Raw genomic sequence first — 20,030 nt, 5'->3', positions numbered from 1 at the left:
GCCTACAGCGACCTGATCAGGCCGCTGCGGTGGGCGAAGACGACGAGTTGAGCGCGGTCACGGGCGCCGACCTTGGCCATGGCGCGGTTGACGTGGGTCTTGACCGTTGCGGGGCTGAGCACGAGCCGGCCGGCGATGTCGTCGTTGGACAGCCCGGTCGCCACCAGCGCGGTGATCTGCCGTTCGCGGTCGGTGAGCGCCTCCAGCCCGCGGCGGGCCGCCTCGTCCAAGGGACCCGGGACGGCGGGGGTGGCGAGGAAGCGGCTGATGAGGGTTCTGGTCGCGGCGGGTGACAGCAGTGCGTCGCCGCGGCTGACCGTGCGGATGGCCTGCACCAGCTCCTCTGCGTCGGCCCCCTTCCCCAGGAAGCCGCTGGCACCGGCACGAAGCGCTTCGAAGACGTACTCGTCGATCTCGAAGGTGGTCAGGATCAGCACCTTCACCCCGGCGAGGTCCTCGTCCCCGGTGATCAGGCGGGTCGCCGCGAGACCGTCCAGGACGGGCATACGGATGTCCATGAGGACCAGGTCGGCCTGGGCGGCTCTGGCCAGCCGCACCGCCTCGCGCCCGTCACCGGCCTCGCCCACCACCTCCAGGTCCGGCGCCGGCTCGATCAGGGCCTTGAAGCCGGTGCGCACCACGGGCTGGTCGTCGGCGATGACTACGCGGATGGTCACGGGGCGGGCTCCGGGGCGAGATCGAGGGGCTGGCAGGGCAGGTCGGCGGTCACCTGGAAGGTACCGTCCGGGCGCGGCCCCGCGGCGAAACGGCCGCCGAGGGCGAGGACCCTCTCGCGCATGCCGACGATGCCGTGCCGGTCGCCCGACAGACGCCCGCTGTCGGCTCCGTGCGCGTCGGTCCCCGTGCTCCCGCCCGCGAGGTCCTCGACGGTGATGCGCAGTTCATGGGCGTCGTAGCTCAGTGTCAGGCGTGCCTGCCGCCGGCTGGAGTGCTTGTATACGTTGGTCAGCGACTCCTGGATCACGCGGTATGCGGTGAGGTCGGCCGCGGGGGCCAGGGGAACGACACTTCCGGCGACTCGGCAGTCGATGTCCAGGCCGGAAGCGCGCAGCGAGGCGAGCAGCTCATCGAGTCCGTCGAGGCCGGGCGCAGGGATCGCGGTGGGGGCGACGGGGTCTCCGGGCTGTCGGAGCAGACTGACGGTGTCACGCAGTTCCCCGAGGGCCTTGCGGCTGGCGGACTTCACATGGGCGATGGCCTCACGGGCTCCCGCGACATCGCGGTCGAGGGCCTGCCCGGCGACGTTGGACTGCACGCTGATGAGCGCGAGTTGGTGTCCCACGCAGTCGTGCAGATCGCGGGCGATGCGCAGTCGCTCCTCGGCGATCCGGCGCCGCGTGTCCTGCTCGCGTTCGCGTTCGGCCCGTTCGGCACGCTGCTCGACCTCGGCGAGGTAGGCGCGGCGGTTGCGCGAGGAGTCCCCGGCGGCGATCGCCAGACCGCCCAGCGCGATGAACGCCAGGTTCTGCGGGCCGAGCAGCGCCGGTTTGTGCACCGCGTGGATGAGGGCGAGCGCGGCCACCGCCGCAGCGCCGAGGACCAGGCCGCGTCGGCGTTCGACCAGGTCGGCAACCGTGTAGAGGGCGATCAACGGGGCGAGCAGGACCAGTACCCCGCCGGTGCCGCCGGTTTCGGCGAGGAACACCTCCGCGGCCGCGGCGCTGACCGCCAGGGTCGCCAACGGCCGACGACGCCGTCCGGCCAGCACCCCACAGGCGAGCACGGCGGCCACGAGCGCCCCGGTGCTGTTACGGCCGGCGGTTCCGCTGTGTCCGGCGAACGCGGTCAGCAGAGTGGCGGCGAAAACGGCCGCGGCGATCGTCGCGTCCGCCAGATGCGCATGGCGGCGAGCGGCGCGACGCAAGTGGCCGAACATGTCCATCCCTCAACGATAGGCAGGCAGGTCAGCGGTGCCGTCGGCCCCGCGCGGTAACCCGGCCTACCGCGGGCGCGGTAGGCGGCCGTGCGGTCACCGTGCGCGCGGTAGCCGGGGTTGCCGCGCCAGGGCGACGACACCCCGTGGCCGGACCAGGAGGGTGATGACAGCGCCCGCGGGCCGGGCGTCGGCACATCCCTCGACCACACGGAAACGGAGAGTCTCCATGCACCCCACCTTTCGGCCGGTCCTCAGCCGGAGGACGCGATGAACGGCGGCATCACGATCGACGGCCTCACCAAGCGGTACGGCGGCATGACCGCGGTCGACGACCTGACGTTCACCGTGGAGCCCGGAGTGGTGACCGGGTTCCTCGGCCCGAACGGCGCCGGCAAGACCACCACGCTGCGCATGCTGCTGGGCCTGATCACGCCCACCGCGGGCCGCGCGCTGATCGACGGCCGCCGCTACGCCGATCTGCAGGAACCGAGGCGGCTCGTCGGCGCCGTGCTGGAGGCGACCGGCTTCCATCCCGGCCGGCGCGGCCGCGACCACCTGCGGATCCTCGCCCAGGCCGGTGGCCTTCCGGCCGCGCGCGTCGACGAGGTGCTGGACCGGGTCGGCCTGGCCGACGCGGCGCAGCGGCGGGTGGGCGGCTACTCGCTCGGCATGCGCCAGCGGCTGGGCCTCGCCTCCGCCCTGCTCGGTGACCCGGAGGTGCTCGTCCTGGACGAACCCGCCAACGGACTCGACCCGGCCGGCATGGCGGACCTGCGGGACCTGCTGCGCGGACTGGCCGACGAAGGCCGTACGGTCCTGATGTCCAGCCATGTGCTGAGCGAGGTGGCGCAGACCGTGGACCGCGTGGTCATCGTCGCCGGTGGGGCGCTGCGCCACGCGGGCCCGCTGGCCGAGCTGACCGCCGCCAAGGGAGAGACGCTCGAAGCCGCGGTCCTCCGGCTCACCTCCGTCCCCGGCACCGACCCGGCGGCCGGCGCCACGACAGCGCCGGCCCGCGGCTGAACGCAAGGAGCCAACGCCATGCACACCCTCCTCCGTACCGAGGTGCTGAAACTGCGCACCGTCCGCAGCCCGTGGCTGCTCCTGGCCGCGTCCCCCGTGCTGGTGACCGCCGGCGTCAGCGGTCTGGTGGTCTCGGGCGACAAGCCGCTCGACACGGCCGCGCAGAGCGGCGCGCTCGCGCATGTGGGCCTGACCTCGATCCTCACACTGGTCTTCGGGATCCTCGCGGTCGCCGGGGAGTACCGGCACAAGACGATCACCGACACCTACCTCAGCACTCCCGCCCGCGGCCGTGTCATCGGCGCGAAGCTTGTGGTCCACGCGGTCTTCGGCGCGCTGTCCGGCGTGGTGAGCAGCCTCGTCGGCCTCGGCGTCGCCGCTGCCTGGTGGGCCGACAAGGGCGTTTCCTTCGCGTGGTCGGACTCGTCGATGTGGGCGACGATCGGCGGCGGCATCGCCTGGAACGCCGCCTTCGCCGCCATCGGCGTGGGGGTCGGCGCGCTCATCCGCAGCCTCGTCGGCGCGATCGCCGTCGCCCTGGCATGGGTCGCCCTCATCGAGGGCATCGTCGGCCAGTTGGTCGGCGACCTCGCCCGCTGGCTGCCGTTCAACGCCGGCCAGGCCCTCGGCGCCGGCGCCAAGGCCATGACGACCGGAGACCTGCTGCCCCGCTGGGGCGGGGGCGCCGTCCTCGCCGTGTACACGCTCATCTTCGCGGCGCTCGCCGTCACCACCTCCGTGCGGCGCGACGTGTCCTGACACCGCGCCGGGCCCAGTGGGGAGCGCTTGCCCGACGCCAAGGCGGCTATCTCGCCGTCGGCCCGGACAGCTCGCTGAACAGCTCAGCGACGGTATGGGGGCCGACGGCGGGGTAGCCCGGCGTGGGTTCGCTGCGCATAGGATCGCTCGGTTGATCAGAGACGCCATGAACTCACGACCCCGCAGACCCCGTCGGTATGTCAAGTGACGGGCACATGGCGGCCGTTCCCTGCATCTGCGCGGCCAGGAAAGGACTGAGACCGTTGACGGCATACACACTGCGCCCGATCGGGCACGTCGAATCACCGTTGACCGATCGGGCGGCGGCTCCCCGACAGCCCGACGAGGGAGCCCCCGACGCCTGGCTCGTCTTCGAGGACCGGTACGCCCGCGCCCTGGACGGACTGACCCCGGGCACCGACGTGCTGCTGCTCACCTGGCTCGACCGCGCCGACCGCGACACGCTCAGCGTCCGCCCGCGCGGCGACACCAGCCGCCCGCTCACCGGCGTCTTCTCGACCCGCGCGCCCGACCGCCCCAACCCGATCGGCCTGCACACCGTCCGCATCCTCGCCGTCGCCGGAACGCGCGTCCACGTCCGCAGCCTCGAAGCGCTCGACTCGACCCCGATCCTGGACGTCAAACCCCTCCTGACTCCGGATCGTTGACGGCCGGGCCCTGGCCTTCGTGGAACGGAGGTCCACCGGCTAGCGTTCGTGACGTGGCTGACCACGAGGCAAGGCAGGTGTACGTAGTCCACCGTCCCGGGGATCCGCCGGGGCCGCCGCTGCATGTGCGGGTGGGCGACGAGGTCGTCGTGACTTTGCACGGATCAGCCGCCTATGGGTGGACGCCGGTCGCCGGGGTCACCGGACCCCTGAGGGTGATCACGGCGGAAACGGCCGACGGCACTGTGCGGGCCACCGTCCGGGCGGTCGGGGCCGGTACGGCGGAGTTGCGGTCGACGTCGTCGTTCCGCGGGGATCGGTTCGGGCCGCAGACGCGGCTGTGGCGACTGCTGGTGGATGTCGAACCGGCGTAGGCGTACGGACTTTTCACGGGATCACGGTGAGGGTCGGTCGCCAGGCGCGCGAGCTCGGGCCGTGCGGATCGGGGGTGTAGGTGTCGGCCGAGTTGAGCGTGGCGGTACCGGCAGAGGCGGCGCGCGCGGTGGCGGAACGGGTCCCGTCCGGTGCGACATGGTCGTCCAGCAGTGGCACCGTCTGCGGGTCCGAGCTCGTGACTGGCGCCCAGCCGTAGTGGGGCGGCGGCTTCAGGGTGATGTGGATCGTCGTACCCACGTGGACGCAGGCGGTGCGCAGGGGGTTGTCGGCAGGCGGGCAGCGGACCGTGACGGTGCCGCTGAGGCACCGGCGGGTCGTGGCGGACGCAGACGAGCCGACGGGGGTCGGGCTTCCTCGAGACGATCGGGTCGAAGAGGAGGCGGAGGAGCGCGTCTTGGCAGGCCGCGTGCCCCCGGCACCGGAGCCGCAGGCAGCGGCTGAAACCATGACGGCGACAACAGCCAGTGATCGGGCGCCCGAGTGGCGGTGTCTCACGATGCCCCCAGGAGAAATCCCTTCGGCGGTACAGAGGAAACCCTCTGCTTTCGCTGTGAGTTGACTGTACTCCGTAAATTCTCGGTTGCTTCGCGCCACCCTGGCGCCTTCCCTCTTGTTGCCTGACATGTCCAGTGCAACCATGCCGGATTGCGAACACGCGCTCCATCGGCGTGAACGTCCTTCTCTCCCCACATGCCGGACGATCTCCGGCTGCCCGAAAGGATGTTCCGTGTCCCGATCCAGACGCAGACGCAGACGCGGCCGCACAGCCGCGCTCACCGCGATCCTGACCGCAGTTCCCGCTCTCTGGCTCTGCGCTCCGGCCGCGCAGGCCGACCCCGCATCCCCCCACCCCGACGGCCCACCGCTCGGCCGACACCGGCCCCGCCGTCCGGCACGACACCTCCCCCACTCTGCGCTCCATGGCCGCCCACCCGCACCACGGCCACCACGGCAAGAAGGAGCAGGACGACGACCCCGGCGAGGAGCGGCCGCCGCATCCGCCCGCCTCCCCGGTCCCCGATCCGGTCGTGCAGTCCAGCCCCGCGGACCCTCCGCCCCCTCGACCGGCACGAACTTCGAGGGCGTCGGCGCCGGCAACTACTCGATCACCGGTGTCCCGCCGGACCCGAACGCCGCCGTCGGCTCCAGCCAGATCGTCGAGACCGTGAACACCGCCTACGCGGTGTACTCCAAGTCGGGGGCCACCGAAGCGGCGGGATCACCAACGGCGGCTTGGAGGCGGGCAGTCTGACCGGCTGGACTCCCGCGGGTACCACGGCCGTCGTGAACTCGGGGGCGCACAGCGGTACGTACGCGGCCCGGGCCGGCAGCACGTCACCGACCAACGGTGACTCCTCGATCGCCCAGACGTTCACCGCGCCGTCCGGGACCAGCACGCTCGGCTTCTACTACAACGTCACCTGCCCGGACACGCACACCTACGACTGGGCCACGGCCACGCTCAAGGACAACACCACCGGCACGACCACCACCGTGCTGGCCAAGACCTGCGTGTCGTCCTCCGGCTGGCTCCAGAAGACCGCCCCGGTCACGGCCGGGCACAGCTACACGCTCACCCTGATCAGCCATGACGACAACTGGACGGGTGACGCCACGTACACCCGCTACGACGACGTGACCCTGTCCTGATCCACCGCGTCGTCCCAGGGGCCGCCGGCCTCACGTCGGCGACCCCGTCCGACACTCCCTCCACGACAAGGGGTCTCCTCATGTCGCGCACTGCTGTCCGCAGATCCGTGGCGACCGCCACCACCGCTCTGCTCTCGTTAGGCGGTCTGCTCCTCGTCTCGCACCCGGCGCTGGCCGACGTCTCCAACGGCGGCTTCGAATCCGGCAGTCTGACCGGCTGGACCGCCACGGGTACCACGGCCGTCGTCAACTCCGGCGCCCACGCCGGTACGTACGCCGCCCGGGTCGGCGGCACCTCGCCCACCAACGGCGACTCCTCCATCACCCAGACCTTCACGGCGCCGGCCGGCGCCGATCAGCTGTCGTTCTGGTACAGCGTGACCTGCCCCGACACGCTCACCTACGACTGGGCCACGGCCACCCTGACCGACACCACGACCGGCACCACGACGACCGCACTGGCCAAGACCTGCACCAGCGGTCAGGGCTGGAAGCAGGTCACGTCGTCCGTGACCGCCGGGCACAGCTACACCCTCAAACTCGTCAGTCACGACGACAACTACGCGGGCGACGCCACCTACACCCTCTACGACGACGTCGCCTTCAGCACTGCGGCCCCGCCGCCCGGACTGACCCAGGTCAGTACCGACCCGTTCACCAACTCCTCCAGCCAGCACGCCACCGAGCTCGAACCGGACACCTTCGCTCACGGCAACACGATCGTCGCCTCCTCCCAGGTCGGCCGGTTCACCGACGGCGGCGCCTCCGACATCGGCTGGAACACCTCCACCGACGGCGGCACCACCTGGCAGCACGGCATGCTGCCCGGCATCACCACCTACCAGGGCGGCACCTGGGCCCGCGTCTCCGACCCGGCCGTGGCCTACGACGCCAAGCACGGCACCTGGATGGTCGCCGGACTGGTCATCGACTCGAACGTCAACGGCGCCGGCGTCAGCGTGAGCCGCTCCACGAACGGCACGAGCTGGCAGAACCCGGTGATCGCGGTCGGCAACGACGGCCAGGGCTACGACAAGGAGTGGATCGTCTGCGACAACTACGGCACCAGCCCCTACTACGGCACCTGCTACGTCGAGGTCGACATCACGTCCTCGGGCAACGCGGTGGTGATGAGCCGCTCCACCGACGGCGGAGCCACCTGGTCGACGCCAGTGGCCCCGTCCGGAGGCCCGAGCGGCCTGGGCGGCCAGCCCCTGGTCCAGCCGGGCGGCACGGTCGTGGTCCCCTACTCGGCCAACGGCAGCGCCGTGCGTGCCTTCAACTCGACCAACGGCGGCGCCAGCTGGTCCTCCAGCACGCTGATCGCCAACGTCTCCAGCCACGGCGTCGCCGGCAATCTCCGCGACGGTGAGGGTCTGCCGTCCGCCGAGATCGACGGCTCCGGCAAGATCTACGTCGCCTGGCAGGACTGCCGCTTCCGCTCCGGCTGCCCGGCCAACGACATCGTCTACGCCACCTCCGCCAACGGCACCACCTGGTCACCCGTGACCCGGGTTCCCATCGACGCCACCACCAGCGGCGTCGACCACTTCATCCCGGGCATCGGCATCGACCCCGCCACCTCCGGCACGACGGCGAAGATCGGCCTCTACTACTACTTCTACCCGAGCGCCAACTGCACCGCCTCCACCTGCCAGTTGGAGGTCGGCTACCTCTCCTCCGCCAACGGCGGCAGCACCTGGAGCAGCCCGACCACCATCGCCGGCCCCATGTCCCTGTCCCAGATAGCGAGCACCACCCAGGGCAGCATGGTCGGCGACTACCTCTCCACCTCCGTCATCGGTGGCAAGGCGGTCTCCGTCTTCGCCGTCGGCAAGGCCCCGGCCGGCGGCCAGGCCTTCGACGAGGCGCTCTACACCGCCGGCCCGCTCACCGTCACCGGCGGCAGCACAGCCTCCTCGACCCGAGGTGCCGCCACCGTCGCCGCATCGCACACCACCCGACCCCTCCCGACCCGGCACTGACCCAGGACGGCACGCGGGTGCGCTCCGGCAGGCAACACAGGGGCGCACCCGCCCGCCGCTCGGGCAGCATCGACCGCCGTTGTCCGTGAGGCGGAGGTTCGACGCGTGAGGCGGAGGTTCAACGCGCCTGCCGCCTCTTCGGCTTGGTGCCGCTTCGAGGCGCCGGGAATCGCCCCTGCGGGAGATCTTGCTGCGCGCGCTGCGACGGCGCCGACCTCGCCGCAGCCGCTGCCCTTGTCAGCTGCCGCCGACTCCCAGTGCCGCCAGCAGAACCAGGACCAGGGTCGCGGCACCGAGAAGGCCATGGGCCGCGACGACGGGGACGGGCAGATGCCGTTCCGCGGGCGTCGATTCCTCGCCTGCGGCGGCCGGGGCGGTGCGGTACACGGGGACCCAGCGGGCGAACATCGTGAAGCCGAGCAGTGCGACGGCGACGAGGATGCCGAAGGACGTCCAGGCCAGGGCCGACCGGTCGGCCGCGAGATAGACGATCCAGACGACCAGTCCGGCCGCCGCGAGCAGGAAGTGGCCGAAGACGACGGGGGCCGGGAAGCGGGTCGTCCCCGTCTGCTGCTGGCGCAGGCCGCCGCGGGCGATCCAGCGGGCCAGCAGGACGAATCCGCCGAGGGCGGTGACCACCCAGGCGACAAGCGCGGCGATGTCCATGTCGTACTCCCATGGTTCCGAGGTGCGGGTGTGGTGAGGACCGGACTGCCGGTCAGGGGCGGTGCCGGGTGCGGTAGCCCTCGGCCTGTACGGACTCCTCGGCGACGCGTACGCCGTAGCGGTAGGCGAGCTTGCCGCCGAGGTAGCCGGACATGCCGAGGGCGGCGAGCGAGACGGCGGAGAGCGCCAGTTGCCCGTATCCGACGCCCTGCCCTTCCGGGTGCCCGCCGCCCTGCCGCCAGGCGAAACCGGCCGCGTAGGCGGCGGTCACGGCCAGGTTCAGCCCCATGTGCACCAGGCCCGTGCGGAAGGCCGGCGTGCCGGTCGGAATGGCGAACAGGTCCAGGAACCCCAGGCAGGCCGCCGCCAGCGCACCCAGCACGCCGATGGCGATCAGCCAGGTCGAGCCGTGGACCAGAAAGGCCGGCCGGTGCACGATCCGCGAGGCGATGTCGAAGACCAGGCTGCACATCCAGGCCCCGATCGGCACGGTCACCAGGATCGGATGGAACGGATGCCCGTACGGCCCTGCCAGCGCGCCGCTGACCGGCTGCTTGGCCTGCCGCAGGCCCTTGAGATCACTGTCCACGGTCATATGGCAGGCACCTCGCCCTTGAGCCGGCCGTCGAGTTATTTCACCAACGATTGTTGGTCTTATTCGGGCCATGGGTCAAGTGGCCGTCATCCTCTCGGGCGAGATCCGACCACGCGGTCCGCACTCGGTCCGCCGCGTACGGCGGTCTCGGCGCGCCACCGGTCGTCGGACGTCCCAGCCAGGCGAGGAAAGCAAGGACGAACAGCCCTTCGACGACCAGGGACAGCGGGCCGTACGGCGGATCCCAGCCGGCTTCGTGGTAGCCGGCCGGCAGGCCGACGGTCCGCGACAGCAGAAATCCGACGATCATGCCGAGGCTGACGAGGGCCCCGGTCAGCCAGGCGACCATGGGGCGCGCCAAGGCCACCAGTGCCGCCGCCACGAAGAGCATGACGACACCGCCCACGGCGAACAGAACGCCGATGTAGAACTTCTCCTCGAGGTGATCAGGAATGAGGACGGCATGCAGCACCACGTTGCCGGTGGCGCAGCACACTCCCAGTCCTCTGAGGGCGACTTCGGTCGCGGAGGTGGAGTTCATCGGTGACTCCAGCTGTTGTCGTGCAGGGAGCACCCCAACCGCGGGACGGTGGCCGCAGGCGGTTGGCCACGCCTGTGTTCACCGCTCGCAGGCGGTGCCCGCCTCTGGACTGCCTCCCGGCGTGCGCTCACCGCGCAGTTCCACGCAGCATGCGCCGGGTCGCGGGGCGAGCACCGCTGTGGTCCTGTCGCTTCCCAGGCCGTGCAGATAGCCGGCCAGGAACGCCTGGTTGACGGCGCACACCAGTTCCGGGGCCTTGGCCGCCATGGGATGGAAGGGACAGTTGCGCAGCCGCAGCAGGGTGGGTGCGGTGCGCTCGGGCTCGAAGCCGAACTCCTCGAGCGCCTCGGCCGCCACGCCCAGTCCGCGCTCGGCACCGAGGCGTCCGGGACGCACCCGCTCGCGCTCGGCGCCGCCGAGGGCTTCCCCGCGCGCGTACGCGACGCGGAGCGCGGCGTCGCGGGCCGATTCGCCGTCGGTCTCGGTGAGCACGGCCTCGGTGAGGACGTCGGCCAGCATTCCGTAGCGACGCTCCGGGATGCTCACCGCGATGGCCTCGCCCGTCGGCTCATAGACCTTGGGCCTGCGTCCGACCTTGCGGATGCCCGTCGGAGATGCGTACCGGGCCTGGAGCAGACCGTGCGGCCAGGCTGGTCAGCGAGGCGTGGTCCAGTCCCACTCGCCCGTTATATCGCCCATAAGTATTGGCGAAACTCTTCGATTGTGCTGTTGTCCAGGAGGTTTCCCTCCCATGCACGTCATACGAAAACGACCTTGGACGAGATTGCCCCGGCCGCGGCTCAGTCCGTGCCACGCCCGCCCAGCAGGCCGGTGACCTGTGAGCGTACGACGTCCCACGCGGCGGCCGGCAGGTCGCCGAAGGCCGTCACACGCAGCGCGTGCAGGGCCTCCTCGGGGTCGGTGCCGCACGGGGCGCTGCCGCTGAGCACGTCATAACCGTCGCGTACGGCGATCCGCAGCCTGTCGCCACCGTCGTCGACGTGCACCGCCGAGGCGACGACGAGAGGCGGCGGTCCGCCTGCCTCGCCCGCCAGTTTCCGATACGCACAGGCGATCGGTTCACGCCAGCGCAGGCTGAGCAGGACGGGACGCTTGGCCACCAGCTCGGCCAGGTCCGTCTCATGGACGCCGTCGGATTCCAGCACCGTCGCCCGGGCGTCCAGGACGATCGCCGCGGGCAGCAGGCAGCGCAGCGCGCTGCCGACGAGGTTGCCGCCGACCGTCGCCGTCCGCCGTACGGCCCCGGTGCCCACTGCGGCGGCCGCGAGGCGCAGCACGTCCGGCACCCGGTCGTCCATGCGGTGCAGGACCACGGCGCCGCCCACGGTCTCCCGACCCAGCACGTTGGCCTCCGGCACATCCCGCAGGGACATGGCCAGCTCGGGGAAGCCGTCCCGCTGCCATGTGGCCCATACGAGCGTGGCCCCGCCGATCGGCACGGCCCCCTCGGCCAGGTACTCCTGCGCTTCGGACACCGACGCGGGGAAACGCAACAACACAGCGACCGGCCTGCCTTCCTCAGGAGTTGACCGAAGGCGGTGAGTATGCGTTGGCCAACCGCCCTCGCCAAGGCAGTCTTCTCGCCCGGGCGGGGGCGCATACAGGGCTCACACGAGCACGCCGTGCGCGATCTGGTCTCATTTTGGACCCCTGCACCGGTGGCAGTGTGGACCTGTCCATGACGTCCCCGGCGAGGGCAGCGTGGGCGTTATGGACACACCTTCCGCTTCGTTCGCCCAGCTCGTCCCCGGCATGGTCGGGATGGCGCTGGTCGGCAGCAGCGTCACCGTCTCACGCACGCTCGTCGACGCCCCGCTGTTCACCACCCAGGCGGTCCGCTACGCGGCCGCGACCGTGATCCTCCTGGTCATGGCGCGACTCGCCGGTGCTCGGCTGATGTGGCCACGGGGCCGGGAGTGGCTGTGGCTGGCCGGGATCGCAATCACCGGTCTGGTCCTGTTCAACGTGGCCGTGGTCCGGGGCGTCGATCATGCGGAGCCCGCGGTGGTCGCCGTCGCGGTCGCCTGTGTGCCGGTGGTTCTCGGGGTGGTGGGTCCGGTGCTGGAGCGGCGCAGGCCGAGCCGGCAGGTCCTGTGGGCCGCTCCGGTCGTCATGGCGGGTGCGGTGCTGGTGGAGGGAACGGGCCGCACCGATGCCGTCGGGGTGGCCTGGGCCGCGCTGGCCCTGGGCTGCGAGGCCGCGTTCACGCTGCTCGCGGTGCCGGTACTGCGGCGGCACTCGCCGTGGGGAGTGTCCGTGCACGCGATGTGGCTGGCCGCTGTGCTGCTGGGCGTCCTCGGCACGGCGACGGAAGGGCCGTCGGCCGTACGGGAGTTGTCCGGGTCGCAGTGGGCGGCCGCCGGATATCTGGCTTTGCTGGTGACGGCGGTCGCCTTCGTGCTGTGGTACTCGACGGTCCGCGCCGTAGGAGCCGGGCGAGCGGGGTTGCTCACGGGCATCGCGCCGCTTGCCGCGGCGGTCGTCGGCGCCGTCTCGGGCAGCGGCGCGCCGAGGCCGTCGGTGTGGCTGGGCATCACCGTGCTGATCCTCGGTCTGGTCGGTGGCCTGCGTCCACGCGGCGTTCCCGGCGCAAGGGCCGCGGATCCGGCACCCACGGCCACGGCGGACCCTTCGCCGGCACCGGCACGCTCCGGATAGCGGCCCGCCCGGATCGCGCCTGTTGCCGGAACCCCTCGCGTGCGGAATCCCCCCGTCAGCAAGTCCGGCGTAAGTAGGGTGATATGCATGAAGGCACTTTTGCTGTCTGGTGGCTCAGGTACCCGATTGCGCCCCATCACCCATACTTCGGCGAAGCAACTTGTACCGGTCGCGAACAAGCCGGTGCTGTTCTACGGTCTGGAGGCGATCGCCGAGGCTGGCATCAGCGAGGTCGGGATCATCGTCGGGGACACCGCGGAGGAGATCCGGGAGGCAGTCGGCGACGGTTCCGCGTTCGGCCTCGACGTCACCTACATCCCGCAGGCGGCGCCGCTGGGTCTGGCCCATGCCGTGCTGATCGCCCGTGAGTTCCTGGGCGACGACGACTTCGTGATGTACCTCGGTGACAACTTCGTCGTCGGAGGCATCACGGATCTGGTGGACGCCTTCCGCAGCGAGCGGCCCGAGGCGCAGATCCTGTTGACGAAGGTGCCGGACCCGACCGCGTTCGGAGTGGCCGAGCTGGACGCGGCGGGCCAGGTGATCGGCCTGGAGGAGAAGCCCCGGCATCCCAAGAGCGAGCTGGCTCTGGTGGGCGTGTATCTGTTCTCCCCGGCGATCCATGAGGCGGTGCGCTCCATCCAGCCGTCCTGGCGCGGCGAGTTGGAGATCACGCATGCCGTCCAGTGGCTGATCGACGCCGGACGTGATGTGCGTTCCACGATCATCTCCGGGTACTGGAAGGACACCGGGAACGTCACCGACATGCTCGAGGTCAACCGCTCGGTCCTGGAGACCCTGGAGCGCCGGATCGACGGCACGGTCGACGCCGACAGCGAGATCATCGGCCGGGTGCGGATCGAGGCCGGGGCGAAGGTCACCGGCAGCCGGATCGTGGGCCCGGTGGTCATCGGTGCGAACACCGTGATCACAGACTCGTACATCGGCCCCTTCACCTCGATCGCCGGCGACTGCCGGATCGACGACAGCGAGATCGAGTACTCGATCGTGCTGCGCGACTCCTCGATGAGCGGGGTCCGGCGGGTGGAGGCCTCCCTCATCGGACGCAACGTCGAGGTGACTCCCTCGCCCCGCAAGCCTGCCGCCCACCGTTTCGTCCTCGGCGACCACAGCAAGGTACAGATCTCTTCATGACGGCCACCTCCGCTCCCGCCCACCCGACCCGGATTCTGGTGACCGGCGGTGCCGGTTTCATCGGCTCGCACTACGTCCGCACGCTGCTCGGCCCGGCCGGCCCGGGTGATGTGGCGGTCACGGTGCTGGACAAGCTCACCTACGCGGGCAACCCGGCCAATCTCGACGAGGTGCGCGATCACCCGGGATTCACCTTCGTGCAGGGTGACATCTGTGACGCCGCGCTGGTCGACGAGCTCCTCGCCGAGCACGACCAGGTGGTCCACTTCGCCGCCGAGTCACATGTGGACCGCTCGATTCTGGCCGCCACCGAGTTCGTCCGGACCAACGTCCTGGGCACGCAGACACTGCTGGACGCGGCGCTGCGCCACGGAGGTTCGAAGACGTTCGTGCACATCTCCACGGACGAGGTGTACGGCTCCGTCGACTTCGGCTCCTGGCCGGAGACGGACCCGCTGCGCCCCAACTCCCCGTACGCCGCCTCCAAAGCGGCCGGCGATCTGATCGCCCTCGCCCACCACCGCACCCACGGCCTCGACGTGCGGGTGACCCGCTGCTCCAACAACTACGGGCACCACCACTTCCCCGAGAAGGTCATCCCGCTGTTCATCACGAACCTGCTGGACGGCAGGAAGGTCCCGCTGTACGGCGACGGCGGCAACATCCGCGACTGGCTGCACATCGACGACCACGTCCAGGGCATCGAGCTGGTGCGCACCAAGGGCCGCGCCGGTGAGGTCTACAACATCGGCGGCGGCACCGAGTTGACCAACAAGGAGCTGACCGCGCTGCTGCTGGAGGCCTGCGGCGCCGACTGGGACACCAGCGTCGAGTACGTCGCCGACCGCAAGGGCCACGACCGCCGTTACTCCGTGGACTGCACGAAGATCCGCGAAGAGCTCGGCTACCGGCCCCGCAAGGACTTCGCCACCGGCCTTGCGGAGACGGTCACTTGGTACCGCGAGAACCGCGCCTGGTGGGAGCCGCTGAAGGAGCGCGCGGCGCTGAAATGCCGTATCGACAGCCTTTGACGACGAACAGGGAACCATGACCACCACTTGGCTGATCACCGGCTGCACCGGAATGCTCGGGCAGGATGTCCTCGCGCGGCTTCGCCGGGACGGGGAGAACACCGTCGGCCTCGCCCGTGGCAGTCTCGACATCACGGACGCCGACGCGGTGGCCGATGCCGTCGCCGCGCACCGGCCCCGGATCGTGGTCAACTGCGCCGCCTGGACGGCCGTTGACGACGCCGAGGCGCACGAGGCGGACGCCCTGCGGGTCAACGGCGACGGGCCCCGACACCTCGCCGAGGCATGCGCGAAGACGGGCGCCCGGCTGATCCAGATCTCGACCGACTATGTGTTCGCGGGCGACGGCACCGGCCCCTGTCCCGAGGACGCCCCGACGGCACCGCGCAGCGCGTACGGACGTACCAAGCTGGCGGGGGAACAGGTAGTCCTGGCGGCGCTCCCGGACGCGGGATACGTCGTGCGTACGGCGTGGCTGTACGGCGCTGGAGGCCGGAACTTCGTCGACACGATGATCGGACTGGAGTCGGTCAAGGACACCGTCGACGTGGTCGACGACCAGCGCGGGCAGCCCACCTGGACGGTGGACCTGGCGGACCGGCTGGTACAGCTGGGGCGTGCCGCCCTCACTGGTGCCGCGCCCGCCGGGGTCTACCACGGCACCAGCGGTGGGGAGACGACCTGGTTCGGTCTGGCCCGGGAGGTCTTCCGACTGCTCGGCGCGGACCCCGGACGGGTCCGGCCGACCACCAGCACGGCCTTCACACGGCCCGCTCCCCGCCCCGCGTACAGCGTCCTGGGGCACGACCGCTGGCGCCGGACGGGCATCGCACCGATCCGTGACTGGCGCGAGGCGCTACAGGCGGCTTTTCCGGCTCTGCTCGACGAGAAGAAGGGCTCATCCCGGTGAACTTGAGGATCCAGCCGACCGCCCAGGTCGACGAGACGGCCACGATCGGTGACGGGACGACGGTCTGGGACCTGGCCCAGATCCGGGAGGACGCCCGGCTGGGCAGCGGGTGCATCGTGGGCCGGGGCGCGTATGTCGGCCCGGGGGTGCGGATCGGCGACAACGTGAAGCTCCAGAACTACGCGTTGGTCTACGAACCCGCGGAACTCGGTGACGGGGCATTCGTCGGCCCGGCGGCGGTGCTCACCAACGACTACTTCCCCCGTTCGGTGGACCCGCAGGGCCGGCTCAAGCGCGGTGGCGACTGGGAGGCCGTGGCGGTCGTGGTGGGCGAGGGGGCGTCCCTGGGGGCCCGTTCGGTGTGCGTGGCGCCGGTGCGGGTCGGTCGTTGGGCGCTGGTCGCGGCGGGCGCCGTGGTGACAAGGGACGTGCCGGACTTCGCGCTCGTGGCGGGCGTTCCGGCGCGCCGGATCGGCTGGGTCGGCCGGGCCGGCGTGCGACTCGTCCAGCGGGAAAGCGAGCCGGGCGGATGGGAGTGCCCCGAGACGGGGGCGCTGTACGACGAGAAGGACGGCGAACTCGTCGAGCGCGCATGACTTCTGGTCGAGCGCGCATGACTTCTGATTCTCCCAAAACACCAGTCGTCGAACACGCGCAGGCATAACATGTGTGCGAACTGTGCAGACCGGGCACAGTCAGCGCACAAACCAGTGCCCAGGGGGGGTTACCGGGTGGGGACACCTGTGTCCGAAGCGAGGAGTGACTACCGCTCCGGCGCCTGACGTCCGACGTCTGCATTCCGCCGCGTGGCCATCTGCGACGCGGCGCTCACAAGCCTGCGCAAAAAGAGGACCCACAGGGGGGTTGGTGTGTCCAGAAGATGACCATCACACGTCTGGCGGCGCTCGGTCGTGAGGAGCCGCCGCTGCTCGCGCTCGCTCGGCGACTGCTGGCAGTCGCCGAGTCGGGACTACCGTCGATGCTGCTTCCCGGCGGTGAGGCCTTCGCCTTCACCATGGCCGGGCGGAAGGCACCCGATGGTTCCTGGACCCTGGAGCGGCGTGGGACCAGTACCCGGTACGCGGCCATCACCGCGCTGGGGGCGCGGTTCCTGCCCGAGGACCGCCAGTGCGCGGTGCTCGGCGGGCGCAGTGCCCAGGAGTTCACGGGTCTGCTGGTCGAATCCCTGCCCGCGGTCACCAACCTCGGTGACGCGGCGCTCATCGCCTGGGCCGCCGCCGAGACCGGACACCCCAAACTTTCCGACGCCCTCGCCCGGGTCGAAACCCTGGACGAGGAGGGCCGGCCGCAGTACACCGTCGAGGCCGCATGGGTGCTGTCCGCTCTCGCGGCGGCGCGTGGCACGGTCGATGTGGACAGGCAGGTCACCGCGGCCCGCGGCCGCCTGCTGCGGGCCCGGATCGGGGACAGCCCGCTGTTCCCGCACGCCACCGGACCCGGCCTGGTGCCCTGGTACCGGGCGCATGTGAGCTGCTTCGCCGACCAGACGTACCCGCTGCAGGCCCTGGCCCGCGCCCACGCCGGCGGCGACGGCGATCCTGAGGCGTTGGCGGCGGCCGAGGCGTGTGCGGCGCGCATCTGCGAGCTGCAGGGCGAGGGCGGGCAGTGGTGGTGGCACTACGACGCGCGCACCGGCGCTGTCGTGGAGGGGTACCCGGTCTACAGCGTCCACCAGCACGCGATGGCGCCGACCGCGCTGTTCGACCTCGCCGACGCCGGGGGCACCGACTTCGGCGCGTCCGTCCGCAAGGGCCTGCGCTGGATGACGGACGTGCCCGAACTGGCCGAACGTCCGGTGCACCGCGAGTCGTTGATCCTCGACGAGCTCGGCGTCACCTGGCGCAAGGTCTACCGGGGCGACCCGAAGAAGGCCGTGCGTGCCGCCCGGGGACTCGGCACCCGGGTCGCTCCCGACCTCCGGCTGAAGTCCCTGGACCGGATGTACCGGCCCCTCTCCGTGGACCGCGAGTGCCGGCCGTACGAATTCGGCTGGATGCTCCACGCCTGGCAGGGGGGCCGCATATGACGGAGCGTCAGTCCCTCTTCGGCGTCGAGCTGGACCCGCTGACCATGGACGAGACCGTACAGCGCTGCCTGGAAGCGGTCCGGGACGGCAGACAGCTGGAGATCGGGGTGGTCAACGCCGCGAAGCTGGTGAACATGCGCCGGGATCCCCGGCTCGCCCGGGCCGTGGCCGGCTGCGATCTCGTTCTCGCCGACGGACAGGCCGTGGTCTGGGCCGGCCGGGTGTTACGCGCCCGGCTGCCGGAACGGGTGGCCGGTATCGACCTGTTCCTGCGGCTGCTGGCGGAAGCGGAGGCGGCGGGCATGTCGGTGTACTTCCTCGGCGCCAGAAAGGACGTGCTGGAGCGGATGTTGCACCGGGTGGCCGACCGCTTCCCCCGCCTGACGGTGGCCGGCAGCCGGAACGGCTACTTCGGCGATTCCCAGCAAGAGGCCATAGCGGAGGAGATCGCCCGAAGCGGCGCCCAGATGCTGTTCCTCGGCATGACCTCGCCCAAGAAGGAGATCTTCACCGCCGCCTACGGCGCATCCACCGGCGCCCGCGTCGTCCACGGAGTCGGCGGCTCCTTCGACATCCTGGCCGGGGTCACCAAGCGGGCCCCCGAGTCCTGGCAGCGGTGGGGCCTGGAGTGGCTCTACCGCGCACTGCAGGAGCCGCGCCGCCTGGGCCGACGCTATCTCACCACCAATGCTGCCTTCCTCCTCATGACGGCGCGAGAGTTCATCCGGCTCAACCCGTCGACCGCTCCCGCGAACAGGAGTCACTGATGCGCGTCGTCGTGGTTGGACAGGGATACGTCGGCCTGCCACTGGCCATCCGTGCCGCCGAGGTCGGACACGAGGTGATCGGCTACGACGTCGACTCCCGGCGGGTCAAGAGCCTCTCCGCCGGTGAGTCCTTCGTCGAGGACGTCTCCTGCGAGCGGATCCGCGCGGCGTTGGACAACGGCACCTACCGTCCGAGCGAATCGGCCCGCGACTGCGGCGGTTTCGACATCGCCGTGGTGACCGTCCCGACCCCGCTGCACGAGGGCACTCCCGACCTGCGTTACATCAAGGAGTCCGCGGTCACCCTCGCCCGCTATCTGCGCCCCGGAGCCACCGTCGTCCTGGAGTCGACCACCTATCCCGGCACCACCCAGGAGCTGTTCGGCCCGATCCTGGAGGACGGCTCGGGCCTCACCGCCGGCAGCGACTTCCACCTCGGCTACAGCCCCGAGCGGATCGACCCGGGAAACGCCGTCTGGGGTTTCAAGGAGACCCCGAAAGTCGTCTCCGGCGTCGACGCCGCGTCACTGAAGGCCGTTCAGGACTTCTACGCAGGGCTGGTCGACACCACCGTGCCGGTGAGCTCGCCCAAGGAGGCCGAACTCGCCAAGCTGCTGGAGAACACCTTCCGCCATGTGAACATCGCGCTGGTCAACGAGATCGCGATGTTCGCCCATCACCTGGACATCGACGTCTGGCAGGCCATCGACGCCGCCTCCACCAAGCCCTTCGGCTTCATGAGGTTCACCCCCGGACCGGGCGTCGGCGGCCACTGCCTGCCGATCGACCCCTCGTACCTGTCCTGGCGGGTGCAGCGCGAACTCGGTCAGAGCTTCCGCTTCGTGGAACTGGCCAACGACATCAACAACCACATGCCCGAGTACGTGGCGCGCCGGATCAGCGACCTGTTCAACGAAAGACGCCGTTCCGTGAACGGCTCGCGGATCCTGCTGCTCGGTCTGGCGTACAAGAAGAACACCGGCGACGCCCGCGAGTCGCCCGCCCTGCGCGTGTCCCAACTGCTGCTCGACATGGGGGCGCAGGTCAAGGCGGCGGACCCGCACGTCGTCGAGAGCCTGCCGGTGGACACCCGGCTGGTGCGGGTCGACCTGACGGCGGAGGAGCTCGCGGCCGCCGATGTGGTGGTGCTGCTCGCCGACCATGACAGCTTCGACTACGAACTCGTCGCCGAGCACGCCCCCTTCGTCCTCGACTGCCGGCGACGGCTGCCGTCCGGACCCACGATCGAGGTGCTCTGAAC

At 70.8% G+C, this 20,030-nt stretch carries 23 protein-coding genes; 14 read left to right on the top strand and 9 right to left on the bottom strand.

Features of this window, described 5'->3' with window-relative positions; genetic code table 11:
* Positions 1-2 precede the first annotated feature (2 nt).
* The 3 genes from ACZ418_RS19485 to ACZ418_RS19475 all read right to left on the bottom strand — a co-directional run bounded on the left by ACZ418_RS19485 (position 3) and on the right by ACZ418_RS19475 (position 2,125).
* A complete protein-coding gene (locus ACZ418_RS19485) occupies positions 3-677 on the bottom strand; it encodes a response regulator transcription factor (RefSeq protein WP_468364132.1) in 675 nt (224 codons plus the stop codon).
* Positions 674-1,903 carry a sensor histidine kinase gene (locus ACZ418_RS19480; protein ID WP_468364130.1) on the bottom strand — a complete coding sequence of 410 codons (1,230 nt, stop codon included), beginning with the start codon at positions 1,901-1,903 and terminating at the stop codon, positions 674-676. Before ACZ418_RS19480 ends, ACZ418_RS19485 begins: the two co-directional genes overlap by 4 nt.
* Positions 1,904-1,990: 87 nt before the next feature.
* Positions 1,991-2,125: a hypothetical protein gene (locus ACZ418_RS19475; protein ID WP_468364127.1), complete on the bottom strand. Its 135-nt coding sequence runs from the start codon at positions 2,123-2,125 to the stop codon at positions 1,991-1,993.
* 39 nt (positions 2,126-2,164) lie between these two features.
* On the opposite strand from ACZ418_RS19475, the gene ACZ418_RS19470 reads away from it, so the two are divergent.
* The 4 genes from ACZ418_RS19470 (at position 2,165) to ACZ418_RS19455 (ending at position 4,721) form a co-directional block, all read left to right on the top strand.
* Complete coding sequence (locus ACZ418_RS19470) at positions 2,165-2,920, top strand: ABC transporter ATP-binding protein (protein ID WP_468364125.1); 756 nt, start codon at positions 2,165-2,167, stop codon at positions 2,918-2,920.
* Between the two features lie 18 nt (positions 2,921-2,938).
* On the top strand, positions 2,939-3,679 hold the full coding sequence (locus ACZ418_RS19465; protein WP_468364122.1) for an ABC transporter permease: 741 nt from the start codon (positions 2,939-2,941) through the stop codon (positions 3,677-3,679).
* Positions 3,680-3,942: 263 nt separating this feature from the next.
* Positions 3,943-4,347 (top strand): tRNA (N6-threonylcarbamoyladenosine(37)-N6)-methyltransferase TrmO, encoded by a 405-nt coding sequence (tsaA, locus tag ACZ418_RS19460; protein ID WP_468364119.1) that lies wholly within the window; start codon positions 3,943-3,945, stop codon positions 4,345-4,347.
* 53 nt (positions 4,348-4,400) lie between these two features.
* Positions 4,401-4,721 carry a hypothetical protein gene (locus tag ACZ418_RS19455; RefSeq protein WP_468364117.1) on the top strand — a complete coding sequence of 107 codons (321 nt, stop codon included), beginning with the start codon at positions 4,401-4,403 and terminating at the stop codon, positions 4,719-4,721.
* 13 nt (positions 4,722-4,734) lie between these two features.
* Here ACZ418_RS19455 and ACZ418_RS19450 read toward each other — a convergent pair whose 3' ends face one another.
* Complete coding sequence (locus tag ACZ418_RS19450) at positions 4,735-4,980, bottom strand: hypothetical protein (protein WP_468364115.1); 246 nt, start codon at positions 4,978-4,980, stop codon at positions 4,735-4,737.
* A 996-nt stretch (positions 4,981-5,976) separates the two neighbouring features.
* Here ACZ418_RS19450 and ACZ418_RS19445 point away from each other — a divergent pair.
* Positions 5,977-6,393, top strand: coding sequence for a hypothetical protein (locus ACZ418_RS19445; protein WP_468364112.1), 417 nt, complete (start codon positions 5,977-5,979; stop codon positions 6,391-6,393).
* An 80-nt stretch (positions 6,394-6,473) separates the two neighbouring features.
* On the top strand, positions 6,474-8,378 hold the full coding sequence (locus tag ACZ418_RS19440) for a sialidase family protein (protein WP_468364109.1): 1,905 nt from the start codon (positions 6,474-6,476) through the stop codon (positions 8,376-8,378).
* A 237-nt stretch (positions 8,379-8,615) separates the two neighbouring features.
* On the opposite strand, the gene ACZ418_RS19435 is transcribed toward ACZ418_RS19440, so the two are convergent.
* From ACZ418_RS19435 to ACZ418_RS19415, 5 genes are all read right to left on the bottom strand, one after another.
* Positions 8,616-9,044: a hypothetical protein gene (locus ACZ418_RS19435; RefSeq protein ID WP_468364106.1), complete on the bottom strand. Its 429-nt coding sequence runs from the start codon at positions 9,042-9,044 to the stop codon at positions 8,616-8,618.
* 52 nt (positions 9,045-9,096) lie between these two features.
* The gene (locus tag ACZ418_RS19430; RefSeq protein ID WP_468364104.1) at positions 9,097-9,639 is read right to left on the bottom strand and encodes a DUF2231 domain-containing protein; all 543 of its coding nucleotides are present in this window, start codon (positions 9,637-9,639) and stop codon (positions 9,097-9,099) included.
* Positions 9,640-9,679: 40 nt separating this feature from the next.
* Complete coding sequence (locus ACZ418_RS19425; protein WP_468364102.1) at positions 9,680-10,180, bottom strand: hypothetical protein; 501 nt, start codon at positions 10,178-10,180, stop codon at positions 9,680-9,682.
* Between the two features lie 78 nt (positions 10,181-10,258).
* Positions 10,259-10,726, bottom strand: a complete 468-nt coding sequence (locus ACZ418_RS19420) for a helix-turn-helix domain-containing protein (protein ID WP_468364099.1) — start codon at positions 10,724-10,726, stop codon at positions 10,259-10,261.
* 254 nt (positions 10,727-10,980) lie between these two features.
* Positions 10,981-11,700, bottom strand: coding sequence for an FAD binding domain-containing protein (locus ACZ418_RS19415; protein WP_468364097.1), 720 nt, complete (start codon positions 11,698-11,700; stop codon positions 10,981-10,983).
* Positions 11,701-11,911: 211 nt separating this feature from the next.
* Here ACZ418_RS19415 and ACZ418_RS19410 point away from each other — a divergent pair, with 211 nt between their 5' ends.
* The 8 genes from ACZ418_RS19410 (at position 11,912) to ACZ418_RS19375 (ending at position 20,028) form a co-directional block, all read left to right on the top strand.
* A complete protein-coding gene (locus ACZ418_RS19410) occupies positions 11,912-12,859 on the top strand; it encodes a DMT family transporter (RefSeq protein WP_468364095.1) in 948 nt (315 codons plus the stop codon).
* Between the two features lie 87 nt (positions 12,860-12,946).
* Complete coding sequence (locus tag ACZ418_RS19405) at positions 12,947-14,014, top strand: glucose-1-phosphate thymidylyltransferase (protein WP_468364092.1); 1,068 nt, start codon at positions 12,947-12,949, stop codon at positions 14,012-14,014.
* Positions 14,011-15,045 (top strand): dTDP-glucose 4,6-dehydratase, encoded by a 1,035-nt coding sequence (rfbB, locus tag ACZ418_RS19400; protein ID WP_468364089.1) that lies wholly within the window; start codon positions 14,011-14,013, stop codon positions 15,043-15,045. The genes ACZ418_RS19405 and rfbB overlap by 4 nt, the downstream gene beginning before the upstream one ends.
* 16 nt (positions 15,046-15,061) lie before the next feature.
* Entirely contained in the window at positions 15,062-15,955 is an 894-nt protein-coding gene (gene rfbD, locus ACZ418_RS19395; RefSeq protein WP_468364086.1) for a dTDP-4-dehydrorhamnose reductase, read from the top strand.
* On the top strand, positions 15,952-16,551 hold the full coding sequence (locus tag ACZ418_RS19390) for an acyltransferase (protein ID WP_468364084.1): 600 nt from the start codon (positions 15,952-15,954) through the stop codon (positions 16,549-16,551). The genes rfbD and ACZ418_RS19390 overlap by 4 nt, the downstream gene beginning before the upstream one ends.
* Before the next feature lie 284 nt (positions 16,552-16,835).
* The gene (locus ACZ418_RS19385) at positions 16,836-18,002 is read left to right on the top strand and encodes a hypothetical protein (RefSeq protein ID WP_468364081.1); all 1,167 of its coding nucleotides are present in this window, start codon (positions 16,836-16,838) and stop codon (positions 18,000-18,002) included.
* The gene (locus ACZ418_RS19380; RefSeq protein ID WP_468364078.1) at positions 17,999-18,769 is read left to right on the top strand and encodes a WecB/TagA/CpsF family glycosyltransferase; all 771 of its coding nucleotides are present in this window, start codon (positions 17,999-18,001) and stop codon (positions 18,767-18,769) included. The genes ACZ418_RS19385 and ACZ418_RS19380 overlap by 4 nt, the downstream gene beginning before the upstream one ends.
* Positions 18,769-20,028: a nucleotide sugar dehydrogenase gene (locus ACZ418_RS19375; protein ID WP_468364076.1), complete on the top strand. Its 1,260-nt coding sequence runs from the start codon at positions 18,769-18,771 to the stop codon at positions 20,026-20,028. Before ACZ418_RS19380 ends, ACZ418_RS19375 begins: the two co-directional genes overlap by 1 nt.
* The last annotated feature ends 2 nt before the right edge of the window (positions 20,029-20,030 follow it).

It is taken from the genome of Streptomyces sp. NPDC030820 (assembly GCF_055572075.1).
Note: the sequence above shows the minus strand (reverse complement) of the source record. Positions and strands in the feature narration are given on the sequence as shown.